The organism is Microbispora triticiradicis (assembly GCF_005864065.1).
GTDB lineage: Bacteria > Actinomycetota > Actinomycetes > Streptosporangiales > Streptosporangiaceae > Microbispora > Microbispora triticiradicis.
The window spans coordinates 610938-626934 of sequence record NZ_VANP01000001.1 but is presented as its reverse complement, the minus strand read 5'-3'; the positions used below and the strand labels follow the sequence as shown (position 1 = coordinate 626934).

At 72.8% G+C, this 15997-nt stretch carries 16 protein-coding genes and 1 pseudogene; 9 read left to right on the top strand and 8 right to left on the bottom strand.

What is annotated here, in order from left to right:
* The first annotated feature begins 146 nt into the window (after positions 1 to 146).
* Positions 147 to 848 carry a response regulator transcription factor gene (locus FED44_RS03005; RefSeq protein ID WP_138459644.1) on the top strand — a complete coding sequence of 234 codons (702 nt, stop codon included), beginning with the start codon at positions 147 to 149 and terminating at the stop codon, positions 846 to 848.
* Positions 845 to 1966 (top strand): sensor histidine kinase, encoded by a 1122-nt coding sequence (locus FED44_RS03000; protein WP_208758804.1) that lies wholly within the window; start codon positions 845 to 847, stop codon positions 1964 to 1966. The genes FED44_RS03005 and FED44_RS03000 overlap by 4 nt, the downstream gene beginning before the upstream one ends.
* A gap of 129 nt (positions 1967 to 2095) precedes the next feature.
* On the opposite strand, the gene FED44_RS35595 is transcribed toward FED44_RS03000, so the two are convergent.
* From FED44_RS35595 to FED44_RS02985, 4 genes are all read right to left on the bottom strand, one after another.
* Positions 2096 to 2254, bottom strand: coding sequence for a hypothetical protein (locus FED44_RS35595; protein WP_165900884.1), 159 nt, complete (start codon positions 2252 to 2254; stop codon positions 2096 to 2098).
* Positions 2255 to 2553: 299 nt separating this feature from the next.
* Positions 2554 to 2778: a helix-turn-helix domain-containing protein gene (locus FED44_RS02995; protein WP_138459643.1), complete on the bottom strand. Its 225-nt coding sequence runs from the start codon at positions 2776 to 2778 to the stop codon at positions 2554 to 2556.
* Positions 2778 to 3269 carry a DUF2975 domain-containing protein gene (locus FED44_RS02990; RefSeq protein WP_138459642.1) on the bottom strand — a complete coding sequence of 164 codons (492 nt, stop codon included), beginning with the start codon at positions 3267 to 3269 and terminating at the stop codon, positions 2778 to 2780. The genes FED44_RS02995 and FED44_RS02990 overlap by 1 nt, the downstream gene beginning before the upstream one ends.
* Before the next feature lie 90 nt (positions 3270 to 3359).
* Positions 3360 to 3770 carry a hypothetical protein gene (locus tag FED44_RS02985; protein ID WP_244301676.1) on the bottom strand — a complete coding sequence of 137 codons (411 nt, stop codon included), beginning with the start codon at positions 3768 to 3770 and terminating at the stop codon, positions 3360 to 3362.
* Positions 3771 to 4082: 312 nt separating this feature from the next.
* On the opposite strand from FED44_RS02985, the gene FED44_RS02980 reads away from it, so the two are divergent.
* The 3 genes and pseudogenes from FED44_RS02980 to mptB all read left to right on the top strand — a co-directional run.
* On the top strand, positions 4083 to 4433 hold the full coding sequence (locus FED44_RS02980) for an STAS domain-containing protein (protein WP_117409882.1): 351 nt from the start codon (positions 4083 to 4085) through the stop codon (positions 4431 to 4433).
* Between the two features lie 13 nt (positions 4434 to 4446).
* Complete coding sequence (locus tag FED44_RS02975; RefSeq protein WP_117409858.1) at positions 4447 to 5184, top strand: glycosyltransferase family 2 protein; 738 nt, start codon at positions 4447 to 4449, stop codon at positions 5182 to 5184.
* Positions 5185 to 5198: 14 nt separating this feature from the next.
* A pseudogene (gene mptB / locus FED44_RS38605) lies at positions 5199 to 6062 on the top strand (polyprenol phosphomannose-dependent alpha 1,6 mannosyltransferase MptB); the annotation flags it as partial.
* Positions 6063 to 6582: 520 nt separating this feature from the next.
* Here mptB and FED44_RS35590 read toward each other — a convergent pair.
* Positions 6583 to 8901 carry a DUF2339 domain-containing protein gene (locus tag FED44_RS35590; RefSeq protein WP_167521372.1) on the bottom strand — a complete coding sequence of 773 codons (2319 nt, stop codon included), beginning with the start codon at positions 8899 to 8901 and terminating at the stop codon, positions 6583 to 6585.
* A 239-nt stretch (positions 8902 to 9140) separates the two neighbouring features.
* On the opposite strand from FED44_RS35590, the gene FED44_RS37050 reads away from it, so the two are divergent.
* The 3 genes from FED44_RS37050 (at position 9141) to serS (ending at position 12923) form a co-directional block, all read left to right on the top strand.
* Complete coding sequence (locus FED44_RS37050) at positions 9141 to 10562, top strand: glycosyltransferase 87 family protein (RefSeq protein WP_244301675.1); 1422 nt, start codon at positions 9141 to 9143, stop codon at positions 10560 to 10562.
* A 136-nt stretch (positions 10563 to 10698) separates the two neighbouring features.
* Positions 10699 to 11619, top strand: coding sequence for a prephenate dehydratase (gene pheA / locus FED44_RS02960; RefSeq protein WP_117409856.1), 921 nt, complete (start codon positions 10699 to 10701; stop codon positions 11617 to 11619).
* 38 nt (positions 11620 to 11657) lie between these two features.
* Entirely contained in the window at positions 11658 to 12923 is a 1266-nt protein-coding gene (serS, locus tag FED44_RS02955; RefSeq protein ID WP_138459641.1) for a serine--tRNA ligase, read from the top strand.
* Positions 12924 to 13184: 261 nt separating this feature from the next.
* Here serS and FED44_RS02950 read toward each other — a convergent pair whose 3' ends face one another.
* A complete protein-coding gene (locus FED44_RS02950; protein ID WP_041952879.1) occupies positions 13185 to 13388 on the bottom strand; it encodes a cold-shock protein in 204 nt (67 codons plus the stop codon).
* Between the two features lie 239 nt (positions 13389 to 13627).
* Between FED44_RS02950 and FED44_RS02945 the strand changes: the two genes are divergently transcribed.
* A complete protein-coding gene (locus tag FED44_RS02945) occupies positions 13628 to 14446 on the top strand; it encodes an HAD family hydrolase (protein ID WP_117409854.1) in 819 nt (272 codons plus the stop codon).
* Here FED44_RS02945 and FED44_RS02940 read toward each other — a convergent pair.
* Together FED44_RS02940 and FED44_RS02935 are read right to left on the bottom strand one after the other, a co-directional pair.
* Positions 14437 to 14961 carry a bacterial proteasome activator family protein gene (locus tag FED44_RS02940; protein ID WP_117409853.1) on the bottom strand — a complete coding sequence of 175 codons (525 nt, stop codon included), beginning with the start codon at positions 14959 to 14961 and terminating at the stop codon, positions 14437 to 14439. The two genes, FED44_RS02945 and FED44_RS02940, sit on opposite strands and share 10 nt — an antisense overlap.
* 65 nt (positions 14962 to 15026) lie before the next feature.
* Positions 15027 to 15989, bottom strand: a complete 963-nt coding sequence (locus FED44_RS02935; protein ID WP_138459640.1) for an NAD(P)H-quinone oxidoreductase — start codon at positions 15987 to 15989, stop codon at positions 15027 to 15029.
* Positions 15990 to 15997: the final 8 nt, after the last annotated feature.

The following is a 15997-nucleotide window of genomic DNA, read 5'->3' as shown; positions in this document are numbered from 1 at the left end:
AGTTTTCCACCGACTCGCGTGCGCTGGAAGATCCCGGACCCCGTGGTGGCGCTGGTCCCGCGGGTTGTTCTTACGGGGCGGTGACGGGGCTCGGCGCGGTCGTCCCGCGGCTTTACCGTTGAGGCGTGCCCTCCCCGAGGAGTCCGATGTCCGCGAACCCCGCCGCTCGTGTCCTGGTGGTCGACGACGACCCGACCGTCGCCGAGGTGGTCGCCCGCTACCTGGAGCGGGACGGTCACGAGGTCGAGTGCGTGGGCGACGGCGCCGAGGCGTTGCGGCGGGCCCTGGCCGACCCGCCCGACCTGCTCGTGCTCGACCTCATGCTGCCCAAGCTCGACGGTCTCCAGGTCTGCCGGAAGCTGCGGGAGCGCTGGCCGGTTCCCGTGATCATGCTGACCGCCCTGGGCGAGGAGATGGACCGGGTGGTCGGCCTGGAGACCGGCGCGGACGACTACGTGACCAAGCCGTTCAGCCCGCGCGAACTCGCCCTGCGCGTCCAGTCCGTGCTGCGGCGGGCCCGGGGCGCCCTGGTGCCGACGGGAACCGGCGTCCTGCGGGACGGCGACCTGGTGGTGGACGTCGGCGCCCACGAGGTGCGCCTCGGCGGGCAGGAGATCACCCTGACCGCCCGCGAGTTCGACCTGCTCGTCTACCTGCTGCGCAACCCGCGTCAGGCGTTCAGCCGGGCGGCGCTGCTCGACCAGGTGTGGGGCTGGTCCTTCGGCGACTCCTCGACCGTGACGGTCCACGTGCGCAGGCTCCGGGAGAAGATCGAGCCGGACCCGACCGACCCGCGGCGGATCGTCACCGTCTGGGGTGTCGGCTACCGCTACGAGCCGCTGTCGTGATCGTCCAGATCGTCGCGGTCGCCGCCGGGCTCGGCCTCGTCATCGCGGCCCTGGGCCTGGCGCTGCTGCGGGTGCTGCGCCGGCGGTCGATCGGCGTGATGCTCGCGGTGGTGGCGGCCGTCACGGTTTCCGCGACGCTCGCCGGGGTGGTCGCCATCACGCTCGCCATGATCATCGAAGGACGGCCGAAGAACATCGTGCTCACCGTCGTGGCCATCGGCGGCCTCGTCGGACTCGGTGTGGCGCTGGTGAACGCGCGTACGGTCGTGCGCGCCAGCAGGAGCCTGGTGACCGCGGTGGAGAACGTGCCGCCTTCGGGCCGTTTCACCCCGCCGCCCACCCCGCTTCCGGCCGAGCTGCGGACCATCGGCGCCGCCCTGGAGCAGGCGTACGAGCGGCTCCGGCTGGGCCGCGAGCGGGAGCGGGCGCTGGAGAGCGCGCGGCGCGAACTCGTCGCCTGGGTCAGCCACGACCTGCGTACGCCCCTCGCCGGGATGCGGGCGATGGTCGAGGCGCTGGAGGACGGGGTGGCCGACGACCCCGAGACGGTCAAGCGCTACCACGTCCAGATCAGGGTGGAGGTCGACAGGCTCACCGGGATGGTGGAGGACCTGTTCGAGCTGTCGCGGATCCACGCGGGTTCGCTGCGGCTGTCGCTCGCCCGCACCGGGCTCGGCGACCTCGTGGCGGACACGCTGGCCGCCGTCGAGCCGCTGGCCCGCGCCGAACGGGTACGCCTGTCCGGGGAGGCCGACCCGCACGTCCCCGTCTACGCCGACGCCGGGCATCTCGGCCGGGCCGTACGCAACCTGGTCGTGAACGCGATCCGGCACACGCCCGCCGGGGGGACGGTCCTCGTGCGCGCGGCGGCGGACGGAACGGCCGCCCGGCTGTCGGTGCTCGACGGCTGCGGCGGCATCCCGGAGGAGGATCTCCCCCGGGTCTTCGACGTCGCGTTCCGCGGCGAGGCGGCGCGCACGCCCGGGCCCGACGGCGGCGCCGGGCTCGGCCTCGCGATCGCCCGCGGCATCGTCGAGGCCCACGACGGGGAGATCGGCGTGGTCAACGAGGGTCCCGGCTGCCGTTTCACGATCACGCTGCCGCTGGGTCGTGCCTGACGGATCAGGCCCGGCTTCGCGTGACCCGGGCGGTGCTCGCGACGGGCGATCCAGGCCGGCCGCTCCCCGCCGCCGGAGGAGCGGCGCCGCGTGCGGGTGTCGTCCGCACGCGGCCCGCCACGGCAGGTCTCAGCAGGTGCCGACCTCGCCGCAGTAGTAGCCGTAGTTCCCGCCGTAGCAGCACCACCGCTGCTGCATGCACCAGCACGGCACGGTGGCCGACGCCTCGACCCGCGGTACCAGGCGGGCGAGCAGGCGGTCGCCCAAGGACTGGATCGTGTGGAACATCGGGCTCCTTCCCTCGGTTGATTGCGCGCGATCACCCTCACGTTCTCATCGCGACGGCGCAGGTCAACCGGTGGGACGCGGCGATACCGCCCGGTCGTCTCGCCGCGCGGGAACCACGGCGGTGACCTGCGGACCGCCGCCGGCCACGACCGGGATCCGGCGCGCATGACAGCGGCCGCGGTGAAAAGTTCACGCCCTGAGCGGGTGCACCCGACGGCGGCGTGACCATCCAGGCGGGTGGCGTCGATCGCGGCGTTCAGCACCGCGGCGGCACACGGTCCCGCCCGGCCCGGGGCGCGTCATGCGCCCGCGGCGTCCTCGTCGGCCTCCCAGCGCAGGAGGTCGCCCGGCTGGCACTGGAGCACCTCGCAGAGGGCGGCGAGCGTCGTGAAGCGCACCGCCTTGGCGCGGCCGTTCTTGAGTACCGCCAGGTTGGCGGGCGTGATCCCGACGCGGTCCGCGAGTTCGCCCACGGACATCTTCCGCCTGGCCAGCATCACGTCGATGTCGACGGCGATCGGCATCAGATCACCTCGTCCAGCTCGGCCTGCATCTGCGCCGCTTCGACGTCGCGCGCGACGGCCTGGGCGAGCAGCATCCGCAGCACGAGCACGATGAGCGCGACCCCCAGGATGGCCACGCCGACCCCGCCCATGATGACGGTGACGCCCGGGTCGTCCCGCTGGCCCGGCGCGTTGACAACCGTGACCGCGAACCACACGAGGGCGGCCGCCACGATCGCGCCGATCACGCCGTCCACGTACCGGAAGGCGGCGTGGGAGAACACGGTTCCGCGTCGCACCATCGTCACCAGCCGCCATACGCAGACCAGGGCGACCTGGACCGACACCATGCCCAGGATCGTGATCACGCGCAGCGGGGTCAGCGGGAGCGACCCGTCCTCCGGGTCGCTCCCGCTGACCAATGCCCACACCATCAATGCCTGTACGAACGCGGTGCCGGCGAGCACCACCACGAGCACGGCGCGCAGCGCAAGCACCGTCAGCTTTCCCATGGCCCACCCCTCCATTGATTCACGATGGAAATCTATCGAAAATCAATAGGTGAAATCAAGGGCCGGAACGGAGAATGGGCGGCGGGGGCGCTAGCCGAGGTCGGGGGCTCTCTGCGGTTCGAGCTGTCCCCGCCAGGAGGGCAGGCCCGGGGCGGCCTCCCGGCGGCGCGGCGTGAACGCCTCCGCCATCGCGCGGAACGTGGGGCAGGGCCAGCGCCACATGCAGCTCCTGCATCGCAGGATCGGGTTCGCCGGGTCGCTGGAGATGCCGCCCGCGTCCCTGGGCTGGTGCAGGTCGAGCAGCCGGATGCCGAGCTCGGAGAAGCACAGCAGCTCCTCGCGGGCCTCGGCGAGGAAGTCGAGGTCCTCGCCGACCAGGCGGGCGCTGACCCGGACGTACCCCTCGCGGTTCAGCAGGCCGCGCAGCGGCTCGGCGGAGGCGCGCCACGACGAGGCCTTCTCGGTGTGCGCCTGGATCGTCTCCAGATGCTCTCGCAACACGCGCCGCTGGAAATCTTCGGGGATGTCACTGTTCATGATGCTGTCGGGCCCACTGTTCCGGGTTCTGGCCGTGGATCTCCCAAGTGGTGAAGATCCACGTGGCATTCCCAGGCGCCCGCCCTCCTTCCGCGAAGTGACGACCAGGACGCGGAGGTTCCGGGCCCTCCATCCGGCGACGCCGGTGTCGCTCTGCGTCAAGCTTCGCGCACTCCGCGTTTGCATGCGGCCGGAATCGGGGACAAAGGGCGGACGACTCTTCGACGAAACCCGTGGAACGTGACCCGGGGCCGGGACGACGCTAGTGTGCGCGTCGTGGAGCTGAAAGTCGCGACGCAATCCCACGCCGGTCAGGCCGTCATGGCCGTATTCGGCGAAATCGACCTCTATACCGCGCCTCGGTTGCAGACGGAGTTCACCCGCCTGCTGGACACCGGGCCGGACCGGGTGGTCATCGACATGTCCGGAGTGGAGTTCTGCGACTCCACGGGCATGAACGTGCTGCTCTCCGCGCTCAAGCGGCTGCGGGAGCGCGGCGGCACGCTGGAGGTGGCCGCCCCGAGACCGGCGGTACGGAAGATTCTCCAGGTCACCGGCCTGGACTCGGTGTTCACCGTGTACGACGCGGTGCCCGCCGATCTGCTCACCGCCGAACACCAGGGCTAGGCGTATGAGGGACATGGCAGTGCCCGAGCCGGACACCGCGGTGGTGATCCCGGCGAAGGACGAGGCCGAACGGATCGGCGCCACCGTGAACGCCGCCCTGAAGCTGCCCGGCGTGGATCTCGTGGTCGTGGTCGACGACGGCTCGTCCGACGAGACCGGCCGGGTGGCCAGGGCGGCCGGCGCCCGGGTCGTACGGCACAGCCGCAACAGGGGCAAGGCCGCGGCGATGGAGAGCGGGGCGGAGGCCGCGGGCCTCCTGGACGCGGACCACGCACGTCACCTGCTGTTCCTCGACGCCGATCTGGGTGAGACGGCGGCGGCGGCCCTCCCGCTGATCGCCCCCGTGCGGGCGGGCGAGGCCGACATGACCATCGCGACGTTCGCGACCAGGGTCAAGCTCGGCGGCCACGGCATCGTCGTACGGGTGGCGCGCGACGGGATCAAACGGCTGACCGGCTGGGAGGCGACCCAGCCGCTCAACGGGCAACGGTGCCTCACCCGGGACGCCTTCGAGGCGGCCCGCCCGCTCGCGCACGGCTTCGGCGTCGAGACCGGGATGACCGTCGACCTCCTCAGGAAGGGCTTCCGGGTGGTCGAGGTCGAGGTCGAGATGTCGCACCGGGCCACCGGCACCGACTGGCGTTCCCAGGTGCACCGGGCGCGGCAGCTTCGCGACGTCGGCCTGGCCCTCGCCGCCCGCGAGCCCGTGGTGCGGCAGACCCTGTCCACGATCAGGTCGCCGCGCGGGTAGCCGCCCGCACGGGCGTGACCGGCCCGGCCGTGTGGTGGAATTCTCGGGTGGAAGCGCGGACCGTCGCCGGGCCGGCCGTGGCCGTGGCGGCGGGCGGCCTGTCGATCCTCCTCACGATCGCGATCGGGGTCCTCGGGCCGTCCGCGATGGTGCCCGCGCTGCCCGGGCCACCCGGGCAGGCCGAGTCGTGGCAGCCCCCCTGGTCCCTGGGCCTCGCCCCCGACGGACGTCTCGTCGTCGCCATGGCCGCCGCGGCCGTCGTGCTCGGGGCGATCGGCCTGGCCGCCGGGCTGTCGTGCGTCGACCGGCTGCCGAAGGCGCGCACGCTCGTCCTCGCGGGATGCGCCGCCGCCGGGGTGCTCGCGTTCCTGCCGCCCTCCGGGTCGGCCGACCATCTCAACTACGCGGCGTACGGCCGGATGGCGGCCCTCGGGTACGACCCCTATCTGACCGTGCCCGCCGACCTGCCCGGCGATCCGGTGATCGGCCACGTGGAGGAGTGGACGAGGACCCCCAGCGTGTACGGCCCGGTCGCGACGGCCGTACAGGCTCTGGCGAGCCACGTGGGCGGCGACTCGGTCCGCCTGACGGTCTTCCTGATGGCCCTGGTCAACGCCGCCGCGTTCGCCGCCACCGGCCTGCTGTTGCACCGTGCTACTGCTCGCGCCACCGCTCGTGGCACCGCGGGTGTCACGGCCGGCGACTCCGTACGGCAGCGCCGCGCGGCCCTGCTCTGGACGGCGAACCCGCTGGTCGTCTACCAGCTCGTGGCCGGGATGCACCTCGACACCCTCGCGGTCGCGCTCGTCGTGGCCGGGCTCGTCGCCCGCCGGGGCGTGCCGCTCGGCCTGGGCGTCGCGGTCAAGGCCACCGTGGGCGTGGTCGCGCTGGGCGCGGCGTGGGAGCTGCGCGGCAATCCGCGGCGGCTCGCCCTGGTCGCCGGGCTCGCCACGCTCACCGTCGTCGTGGCGTACCTGCTCGCCGGGCCCCACTCGCTCGACCAGCTGCTGAACGCCAGCAGGTCGGTCTCGCTCGCCACCCCGTGGGCGCTCGGGAAGAAGGCCCTGCAGGCGGTGTTCGGGTCCGGGGCGTATCACGCGTGGATCCAGACGGGGTCGCTGCTCCTGCTGGCCGCGCTCGCCGTCGTGATGCTGCGCGGCCGTCCGACGGAGGAGCGCGAGGGGCCGGTCGTCGCGCTCGCCGTCGCGGTGGCCTGGCTGTTCGCCACGCCGTACGCGCTGCCGTGGTACGACGGGCTGGGCTTCGCGCTGCTCGCCCTGGTCGCCTGGCCGGGCCTGGAAGCGTTCCTGGTCGCCCGGCTCACCGTGCTCTCACTGGCCTATCTCCCCGCGCGCCAGGCGCACCAGCCGGAGGACCTGTCGTGGCGCGTCGACGTGGTCAGGCAGTGGGTGGCGCCGTCGCTTCTGCTGGCGCTGACGATCGTGCTGCTGTGGTGGGCGGCGCGAGCTGGAGGGCGTGTACGGACGCCGCCAGCGCCAGCGGCACCGCGACCGTCAGGGCCATCGCCGGAATCGCGATCCCCGAGTCGTTGATCAGGAACCCGGCGAGGGCGGCGGTCAGCGCGCCGATCAGCCCTGCCCGCAGCTCGGGAGCCTGGGCGTAAGCCAGGCTGAGCGCCGCCGCGCCCCACCGCGAGGGCCTGGCCAGCACGAGGAACAGGAACGCCAGCGCGACCACCGACAGCAGCGTCAGCGGCAGGTTGCCCAGGGTGTGGAGCATCGCCCCGAGCTTGCGGCCGACGACCGAGCCGCCGTCGCCGCCGATGACCTGCTGGACGAACGCCCCGAGATGGGTGCGCTGATCGGCCGGGCGCAGCCAGTCGGCCACCGCGATCAGCGAGATGAGCGCCGCGCCCGCCAGCCCGATCACGCCGAGCCGGAGGACCGACACCCGCCTGCCCGCGGTCATCAGCACGCACACCGCCACGCCGAGGACGAACGACGGCACGCCGCCGAAGTCCGCGCCCCAGGTCGGCCAGCCGTCCCCGGCGATCGCGAGCAGGCCGTACGCCACGCACACGGCCACGGCGAGCCTCGGCCGGCGGCGCAGCGCGTGGGCGACGGCGGCCAGCAGCAGGATGGTGCCGGTCGAGTAGACGGCGAAGGCCATGTTGCCGAAGCCGTAGAACCGGCCGCCGGTCACGGGCTCGTACCCGGCCACGGCGTTCACCTGCAGCCGCGAGCCGGTGACCACGTCGGCGAGGAGCGCGAGCGAACTGACCCCGGCGACCACGGCGGGCGGCCCGAGCACCCGGCCGCGCCACGGCCCCGCGTACGCGAGCCCCGCCACGAGGGCGGCGAAGGCCACGATCGTGCCGAGCAGGGCGGGCATCGGGTGCCGGAGGCTCCACCACGGCACGAGCTGGGCCAGGAAGATCGACACCGGGAGCGCGGCGCTGACCGTGGCGACCACGCGGGTGGCGGTGAGCATGCGCCGGTGACGCCTGACCACGATCGCGGCGAGGGCGTAGAACAGCAGTTGCGCGCTGACCAGCGCGATGAAGAACGGCTCCCTGACCTCTCTGAGCACCTGGCTCGCCAGGTCGGCGTCGGCCAGCCCGCGGGCCGCCTCGGCCGCGGACGGAGCCGCGCCGCCCCCCGACCACGCCCTGCCGACCACGCCCTCGGGCGTGGGGATGCCGAGCAGGTGGGTGACCGTGGCCGTGATGTCGGTGATCGTGACCAGTGCCCGCTGCCGGGTCGAGGCGGCGGTCAGCCATCCGCGCCCGTACGGCCCGCCCGAGGCGATCGCCACGTGGAGATGAGCGACGGAGCCGGAGTCGGAGATCCCGGCCACCAGGACGGTGGCGCCCTGGGGGACCTTCGACAGCACCTCGCCCACGGTCCGGTCGGCCGCGCTCACGGCCTCCCGCCGCGCAGCCCCGTCCAGGTCGGCCGGCTCCCGCTCGGCCCCGGCCGTGGTCGTGGACGGCGCGGCCCGGGCTGGGAACGCGGTGGATTCCGGGGCCGATGCCGTGGGCCGCGCGGGCTGGGTCGTGGACGGCGTGGCCTGGGTTGTGGACGGCGCGGTCGGCGGTGTGGCCTGGGCTGTGGACGGTGTGGATTGCGCGGCCGGGGGGCTCGCCTGTCCGTCGCCGGTCCAGGCTCGGGTGATCTCCCCGGCCTCGGCGACGACCAGTGCGTACGGCGCGAGGTCGGGCAGCGCGGCGGGCGTGGCGGCGTACGCCGCGACCCGCCCGGATCCGTCGGCGGCGGCGAGGGCGGCTCCCGGGCCGATCGCCGCGACCTTCCCTCCGGCAGCGGTGACGGCGTCGGCGAGGAGCCCGAGCCGTGCCCTGAACGGACTCGACTGCTGCGCGGCGACCAGCGCGGGCCAGCCGGGCACCGACGCCGTACCGCCGTCGCCGGCGGCCACGGGTGCGGGGATCGCGCCGCAACCCGGGCCGGGGGAGGCCGCCCGCTGGCCCGCCGAGACGGTCAGCCATCCGGCGGCCGGGCAGGTGACGGGCAGGCCTTCCGGGGGCACCGCCCGCGTGGACAGCGACGCGGTGGAGCCCCTGTCCGCCAGAGCCCACAAGGTGGGCGTCCGCTCCGGATCGAGGTCCGCCCAGCGAAGCCCGGGCACCCCGATCACCACCACCCGCCCCGTCGGCGCGGTTTCGGCGGCGGCCGGGCCGGACGAGGCGGGCACGACGAGGGCCGCGACGAGGAGCGTGAGGAGAGCCGCCAGGAGCACCCGCGTCCCACGGGAACGCCGACCGCCACGGGCTGTCGCGCGCTCCCCGCGAGGACCCGGACCACCATGGGCCGCCACCGAGACCCGGCGAGGGCTTGGGCTCACGGGCACGCCGCCGCGGCCCGGCGGGGCGGCGGAAGGTCCCCGGCCCGGCGCCGGTGCTGGTGCGGATGGCACTGTTCCAGGCTCCCTCATGATCGACGATGGTGCGGCCACGGTCCACGGTAACCTGCCTGGTTGTGACGACTGGCCGCATCGCCGGGGCCCGCCGGCCCGCCTGGGCATGGGCGCTGGCCCTGGTGGCGGTGGCCGCCGCCGCGTCCCCGCTGATCGCCTACTGGCTCACCAATCCGGACGACCAGCGCCTCGTCGACCTCGACGTCTACCGTACGGGCGGCTGGGCACTCCTGCGGGGCCTGCCCGTCTACGACGTGATCACGCCGGCGCCCCAGTTGTTGCCGTTCACGTACCCGCCGGTCGCCGCGATGCTGGCGGTGCCGCTCGCCGCGATGTCCTGGCCGGTCGCGCAGTGGGTGTGGACGATCGCGGTCGTCGCCGTTCTCGCGGTGACGGTCCGGCACGCGTTCCGGGCCTTCCTGGACGGCGTACGCGGTGCCCTGGCCGCGCCCGCGATATTCGCCGTGCTGTGCGCCGCGTGCATGTACCTCATGCCGATCAGGGACCAGGTCAGGTTCGGCCAGGTGGATCTGTTCCTCCTCGCGCTGTGCCTGCTCGACTGCGTGGCGCGCCGCCCGTGGTGGCCGCGCGGGATGCTCATCGGGCTGGCGACGGCGGTGAAGCTGACCCCCGGCGTGTTCCTCGTCTACCTGGCCGTCACCGCGTTCGCCCCTAGCGACGCCGGCCCAGGCCGCAGCGGCACCGCCCCCAGCGGCCCGAGGCAGCGCCACGGGGACACCGCGCAGCATCATGGGGACACCGCACAGCGCCACGGGAGCACCGGGCAGCGCCACGGGAGCACTGGGCAGCGCCGCGGGGACGCCGTGCAGCGCCACGGGGACGCGGCGCAGCGGCGGGCTCTGTTCATGGCGGTGTTCACGGCGGCGGTGCTCACGCTGCTGCCGTTCCTGGTGATCGCCGACGACGCGCGGGACTTCTGGTTCAGGGCGCTGCTCGACTCCGAGCGGCTGGGCGCCAACGCCGCCACCACCAACCAGTCGCTGCGGGGCATGCTGCTGAGGCTCTACCTGCCCGACGCGCTGACCTCGGCCGTCTGGCTCGCCGCCGTCGCTGCCGTCGGCTGGTACGGCTTCCGCCAGGCCCGGCGGGCGTACCTGGACGGCGACACGATGACGGCGGTCGCGCTCACCGGGCTGATGGCGGTGCTGCTGTCCCCGGTGGCGTGGATCCATCACATCGCCTGGATCGTGGTGGTGGTCGCGGCCGTGGCCGGGTCCGGGCGCGATCCGGTCCGGCTGCTGGTCGCGGCCGCCGTGTGGCTGTACTACGTGCTGCCCATCCCCTGGTGGGGAGTGTCGATCAAGGCGCTGGAGATCCCGATCCTCAGCCCGGTCGCCGGGAAGATCGTGCAGAACGCCTTCGGGCTCGGGGCGATCGGCCTGGTCTGGCTGCTCGGGTCCTGGCTGCCGCGACGGCGGGCCGCCGTCACCACCGCTGCCGCGGTCCCCGCCGCGAAGGCATGACTCCGAGAACGCGTGCGCGACGGGCCGTGTGGAGGGCGCGCGCGGCAGCCGGGTGGGCAGCGCGATCGCCTCATGGTTTTCCACAGAAGGTGATTCGGCGCGCTCACGGCCGATACCTGCGGATACTCTGGACGGCATGTCGAAGCTCGCGTACCTGGGGCCGCAGGGCACCTTCTGTGAAGCGGCACTGCGACTCCTGGCGCCCGACGCCGAGCGCCTGCCCTGCGCCAACGTCGGAGCCGCGCTCGACGCCGCCCGCGACGGCGCGGCCGACGGCGCCGTCGTCCCGCTGGAGAACTCGGTTGAGGGGGCGATCACCCAGACCCTCGACGAGCTGGCCAAGGGCAGGTCGCTGCACATCACCGGCGAGGTGCTGCTCCCGGTCGAGTTCGCCCTGCTGGTCCGGCCCGGCACCGAGCTGGCCCAGATCAAGCGGATCATCACGCATCCCGCCGCGCACACGCAGTGCCGGGGGTTCATCGAGCGCGAGCTGCCCGGAGCCGTGGTGATCGCCGGATCCTCCACGGCCGCCGCCGCGCAGGAGGTCTCCCTCCCCGGCTCGCCGTACGACGCGGCCATCAGCCCGGCCATCGCCGGGGAGTACTACGGGCTCGACGCCGTCGCCTCGGACATCGGCGACCGCTCCGACACCGTGACGCGGTTCATCCAGGTGAGCCGGCCGGGGCCGCTGCCCGAGCCGACCGGCGCCGACCGCACCTCGCTCGTCGCCTTCCTGCGCGACGACCACCCGGGCGCCCTGCTGGAGATGCTGAGCGAGTTCGCCGTGCGCGGGGTGAACCTGACCCGGATCGAGTCGCGCCCCACCGGCGACGGCATCGGGCGTTACTTCTTCCACTTCGACCTGGAGGGTCACATCGCGGACGCCAGGGTCGGCGAGGCCGTCTCCGGGCTCCACCGGCTCTGCGGCGACCTGCGCTTCCTCGGCAGCTATCCCCGCGCCGACCGGGTCGCCACCCAGGTCAAGCCGGGTACGGCGGACGGCGACTTCGACGAGGCCGCGCAGTGGCTCGGAAAGATCCGCGCCGGTCTCGCTTGACACACGGGAGCCGCACCGGCTCCGGTAGCCTGTGAGCCGTGATTGACCTGCGAACCCTTCGTGAGGACCCGGACCGGCTCCGGGCGTCGCAGCGCGTCCGCGGCGAGGACGACTCGGTCGTGGAGACCCTGCTGTCGCTCGACGAGCGCCGCCGTGCCGCGCTCAACAACTTCGAGTCGCTGCGCGCCGAGCAGAAGAGCATCGGCAAGTCGGTGTCCCGCGCGTCCGGAGACGAGCGCCAGGCCCTGCTCGACCGCGCGAAGGAGCTGGCCGCGCAGGTGAAGACGGCCGAGGCCGAGGCCGCCGCGCTGGCGGGCGAGCTCGACGAGCTGCTCATGACCGTCCCGAACATCGTCGAGGAGGGCGCGCCCCCCGGCGGCGAGGACGACTACGTGGTCATCGAGGAGGTCGGCGAGAAGCCGGTCTTCGACTTCGAGCCGCGCGACCACGTCGAGCTGGGCGAGCTGCTCGGCGCGATCGACACCGAGCGCGGGGCCAAGGTGTCCGGCGCGCGGTTCTTCTTCCTGAAGGGCGCCGGCGCGCGGCTCCAGCTCGGGCTGCTGAACATGGCGATCCAGCAGGCGGTCGAGGCGGGCTTCACCCCGATGATCACCCCTGTGCTGGTGAAGCCGGAGTCGATGCAGGGCACCGGCTTCCTCGGCGCCCACGCGAGCGAGGTCTACCGGCTGGAGGCCGACGACCTCTACCTGGTCGGCACCAGCGAGGTGCCGCTGGCGGCGTACCACTCCGACGAGATCCTCGACCGGGCGGCGCTGCCGATGCGGTACGCCGGGTGGTCGTCCTGCTTCCGGCGCGAGGCGGGGTCGTACGGCAAGGACACCCGGGGGATCATCCGCGTCCACCAGTTCGACAAGGTGGAGATGTTCTCCTACTGCCGTCCCGAGGACGCGCACGAGGAGCACCTGCGGCTCCTCGCGTGGGAGAAGGAGATGCTGGAGAAGGTCGAGATCCCCTACCGCGTGATCGACGTGGCGGGCGGCGACCTCGGCTCGTCGGCGGCCCGCAAGTACGACTGCGAGGGCTGGGTGCCCACCCAGGGCCGCTACCGCGAGCTGACCTCGACCTCGAACTGCACCGACTTCCAGGCCCGCCGCCTGAAGGTGCGCTACCGCGACGAGGACGGCAGGCCGCAGCACGTGGCCACGCTCAACGGCACGCTCGCCACCACCCGGTGGATCGTGGCGATCCTGGAGAACCACCAGCAGGCGGACGGCTCCGTCGTGGTGCCCAAGGCGCTGCGGCCGTACGTCGGACTCGACGTTCTGGAGCCGGTGTCGCGTTAGGGACGCGCCGCCGGGCGGCCCTCTTCGGCGCCGGGTGAAGGTGCCGGGTGATTGGCCGAGTGGGGGCAGGCGTCAGGAGTGATGTAAATCTCTTCGCCGGATCGGCGATCGGACCCGAAAGAGGCCTCCGTGCGTGAAACTTTCACGCACGGAGGCCTCCTCATGTGAGCGGTACCAGACCTGGCGGCCGGGCCAGCGATTGGGCCCGGATATACGAAAGGCGGGGCTCGCAGGCGCGAGCCCCGCCTTCGTCACGTCAGGTCAGAGACCACGGACGTTCGACGCCTGCGGACCCTTCGGACCGGCGATGACCTCGAACTCGACCCGCTGGCCGTCCTCGAGGTTGCGGTAGCCGCTGCCAGTGATCGCGGAGAAGTGCACGAACACGTCGGGCTCGCCGCCGTCCGGTGCGATGAAGCCGAAGCCCTTCTCAGCGTTGAACCACTTGACGGTTCCCTGAGCCATTACTGCTCTCCCTAAGGAAGTGAATCTTGGGGACCACACCTCGTGGCCCCCGGTGTGTCGCACAGCTCCCCGGGTGGCTCATACAGTCAAACTGGTTTTCGCTACGGGAACAGCTAATACAACGCCTTCACATCTAACACTATGTAGCCCGTTGGTGTTCCACGTCTGGGGCAGATTTCTCGCACCAGGGGTGGTCGAGGGGTGGTCGTGCCGGGTCACGGTGCAGACTGGAACCTGCTATGACCTGCCCCCGCCTCATCGCCACGGATCTCGACGGCACCGCGCTGCGTACCGACGGAACGATCTCATCGCGTACGGCCGCCGCCTTCGCCCGGGTGGAGAAGTCCGGCGGCACCCTCGTCTTCGTCACCGGGCGGCCACCCCGGTGGATGCACAGCGTCGCCGGGACCGTGGGGCACTGCGGGCTCGCGATCTGCGCGAACGGCGCACTCGTGTACGACCTGCACACCGAGCGGATCGTCGAGTCGCATCTGATCGCCCCGGACATCCTGGAGGAGTGCGTCGCCCGCCTCCGGCGGGACGTGCCGGGCCTGACCTTCTCGGTCGAGTACGAGGGTGATTTCGCCCACGAGGCGGCGTACGCCCTCGGCGGCTGGGACTCCCGGGAGGTGTCGTGCGGACGCGAGGTGGGGACCGCCGCGCTGACCTCCCTGCCGTGCGCCAAGCTGCTCGCCCAGCATCCCGCGATGGACCCCGACGAACTGGTCCGCGTGGCCCTGGAGATCGTGGGCGACATCGTGACCCCGACGCACTCCAGTGGCCGGGCGCTGCTGGAGATGAGCGCGTACGGGGTGACGAAGGCGACGGCGCTGGCCACGCTGGCGGAGGAGCGGGGGATCAAGCCGGCGGAGGTGGTCGCCTTCGGCGACATGCCGAACGACCTGCCGATGCTGAGCTGGGCCGGCACGTCGTACGCGGTGGCGAACGCCCACCCGGACGTGCTGGCCGCCGTCGATCACGTGACGGCGGCCAACAACGACGACGGTGTCGCGGTGGTGCTGGAGAACCTCTTCCGGCCTCGCGGCCCTTACAGGTAGGGGCCGCCGGCGCGGTGGCCCTGCTCGTCCGCGGCCTGGCTCAGGCCGCCGGGGAGGGCGCGGCGCATCTGTTCGAGCTGGGCCCGCGCGGCCATCTGCTGGGCGAACAACGTGGTCTGGATGCCGTGGAACAGGCCCTCCAGCCAGCCGACGAGCTGGGCGTGCGCGACCCTCAGCTCGGCGTCGCTGGGCGGGGTGGGGCTCTCGTCGCTGAACGGCAGCGACAGCCGTTCCAGCTCCTCCACGAGCTCGGGGGCCAGACCCTCCTCCAGCTCCTTGATCGAGCTCTGGTGGATGTCCTTGAGCCGCTTGCGGCTGGCGTCGTCGAGGGGAGCGGCGCGCACCTCCTCCAGAAGCTGGCGGATCATGCTGCCGATCCGCATCACCTTGGCGGGCTGCTCCACCAGGTCGGCGACGGAGCGCTCCTCGTGCTCGCCGCCCTTACCGTCGCCGGAGACCGACAGGCCCTGCGGGCCCACGACCACGATCTGCGGCGTGCTCTCGTCTGCGTTCATCGATCGCTTACAACTCCTGACTCACTCCGCTGGGGCACACCGGTGCTCACCCGACCCAACCTAGCTCACCTGACCAGCAGCAGCTTTCCGACGTGGGCCCCCTCCTCGAGCAGGCGGTGCGCCCGTCCGGCCTGGCCGAGCGGAATCCGCTCGTGCACCACGGGCCGTACGGCCCCGGCGGTGACCAGCGGCCAGACGCTCTCCACGACGCCCCGGCAGATCACGCCCTTGTCGTCCACCGGGCGGTGGCGCAGCCCGGTCGCGTGGATCGCCGCCCGCTTGGCGAGCAGCGCCCCGAGGTCGAGCTCGCCCTTGGCGCCGCCCTGCATGCCGATGACCACCAGCCTGCCGCCGGTGGCGAGGGCCCGGAGGTTCCCGGCCAGGTACTTCGCGCCGATGATGTCGAGGATGACGTCGGCCCGGCCCTCGAACCGCTCGGCGAAGTCCTCCTCGCGGTAGTTCACCGCCTCGTCCGCGCCGAGGGTCCGGCAGCGCTCGATCTTCTCGGCCGAGCCCGCCGTCACCAGCACCCGGGAGCCGTACGCCTTGGCGAGCTGGATCGCCATCGTGCCGATGCCGCTCGCGCCGCCATGGACGAGAAGCGTCTCGCCCTTCCGCAGGCGGGCGGTCATGAAGACGTTCGACCAGACCGTGCAGGCGACCTCGGGCAGCGCGGCCGCCTCGTCGAGCGGGAGCCCCTCGGGCACCGGCATGACCTGCTGCCACGGGACGGCCACCCGCTCGGCGTACCCGCCACCCGCGAGCAGGGCGCAGACCCGGTCGCCGGGGGCGATACCCGGAACGTTCCCGCCGACCTCGGCGACCACTCCGGAGCACTCGAGACCGGGGATCTCCGAGGCGCCGGGCGGCGGCGGATAGAGGCCGCGCCGCTGGAGGAGGTCGGCCCGGTTGACGGCCGAGGCGGCGACGTCGATGACCACCTCACCTGGGGCGGGACGTGGATCGGGCACTTCCCGCCAGTCCAGAACCTCGGGTCCGCCGGGTTCGGAAATCACCATCGCGCGCATGTGACCTA

Coding starts and splice junctions, on each gene's coding strand:
- FED44_RS03005 (WP_138459644.1), top strand. CDS start 147: ATGTCCGCGAACCCCGCCGCTCGTGTCCTGGTGGTCGACGACGACCCG.
- FED44_RS35595 (WP_165900884.1), bottom strand. CDS start 2,254: ATGTTCCACACGATCCAGTCCTTGGGCGACCGCCTGCTCGCCCGCCTG.
- FED44_RS02995 (WP_138459643.1), bottom strand. CDS start 2,778: ATGCCGATCGCCGTCGACATCGACGTGATGCTGGCCAGGCGGAAGATG.
- FED44_RS02990 (WP_138459642.1), bottom strand. CDS start 3,269: ATGGGAAAGCTGACGGTGCTTGCGCTGCGCGCCGTGCTCGTGGTGGTG.
- FED44_RS02975 (WP_117409858.1), top strand. CDS start 4,447: ATGGCAGTGCCCGAGCCGGACACCGCGGTGGTGATCCCGGCGAAGGAC.
- pheA (WP_117409856.1), top strand. CDS start 10,699: ATGTCGAAGCTCGCGTACCTGGGGCCGCAGGGCACCTTCTGTGAAGCG.
- FED44_RS02950 (WP_041952879.1), bottom strand. CDS start 13,388: ATGGCTCAGGGAACCGTCAAGTGGTTCAACGCTGAGAAGGGCTTCGGC.
- FED44_RS02945 (WP_117409854.1), top strand. CDS start 13,628: ATGACCTGCCCCCGCCTCATCGCCACGGATCTCGACGGCACCGCGCTG.
- FED44_RS02940 (WP_117409853.1), bottom strand. CDS start 14,961: ATGAACGCAGACGAGAGCACGCCGCAGATCGTGGTCGTGGGCCCGCAG.
- FED44_RS02935 (WP_138459640.1), bottom strand. CDS start 15,989: ATGCGCGCGATGGTGATTTCCGAACCCGGCGGACCCGAGGTTCTGGAC.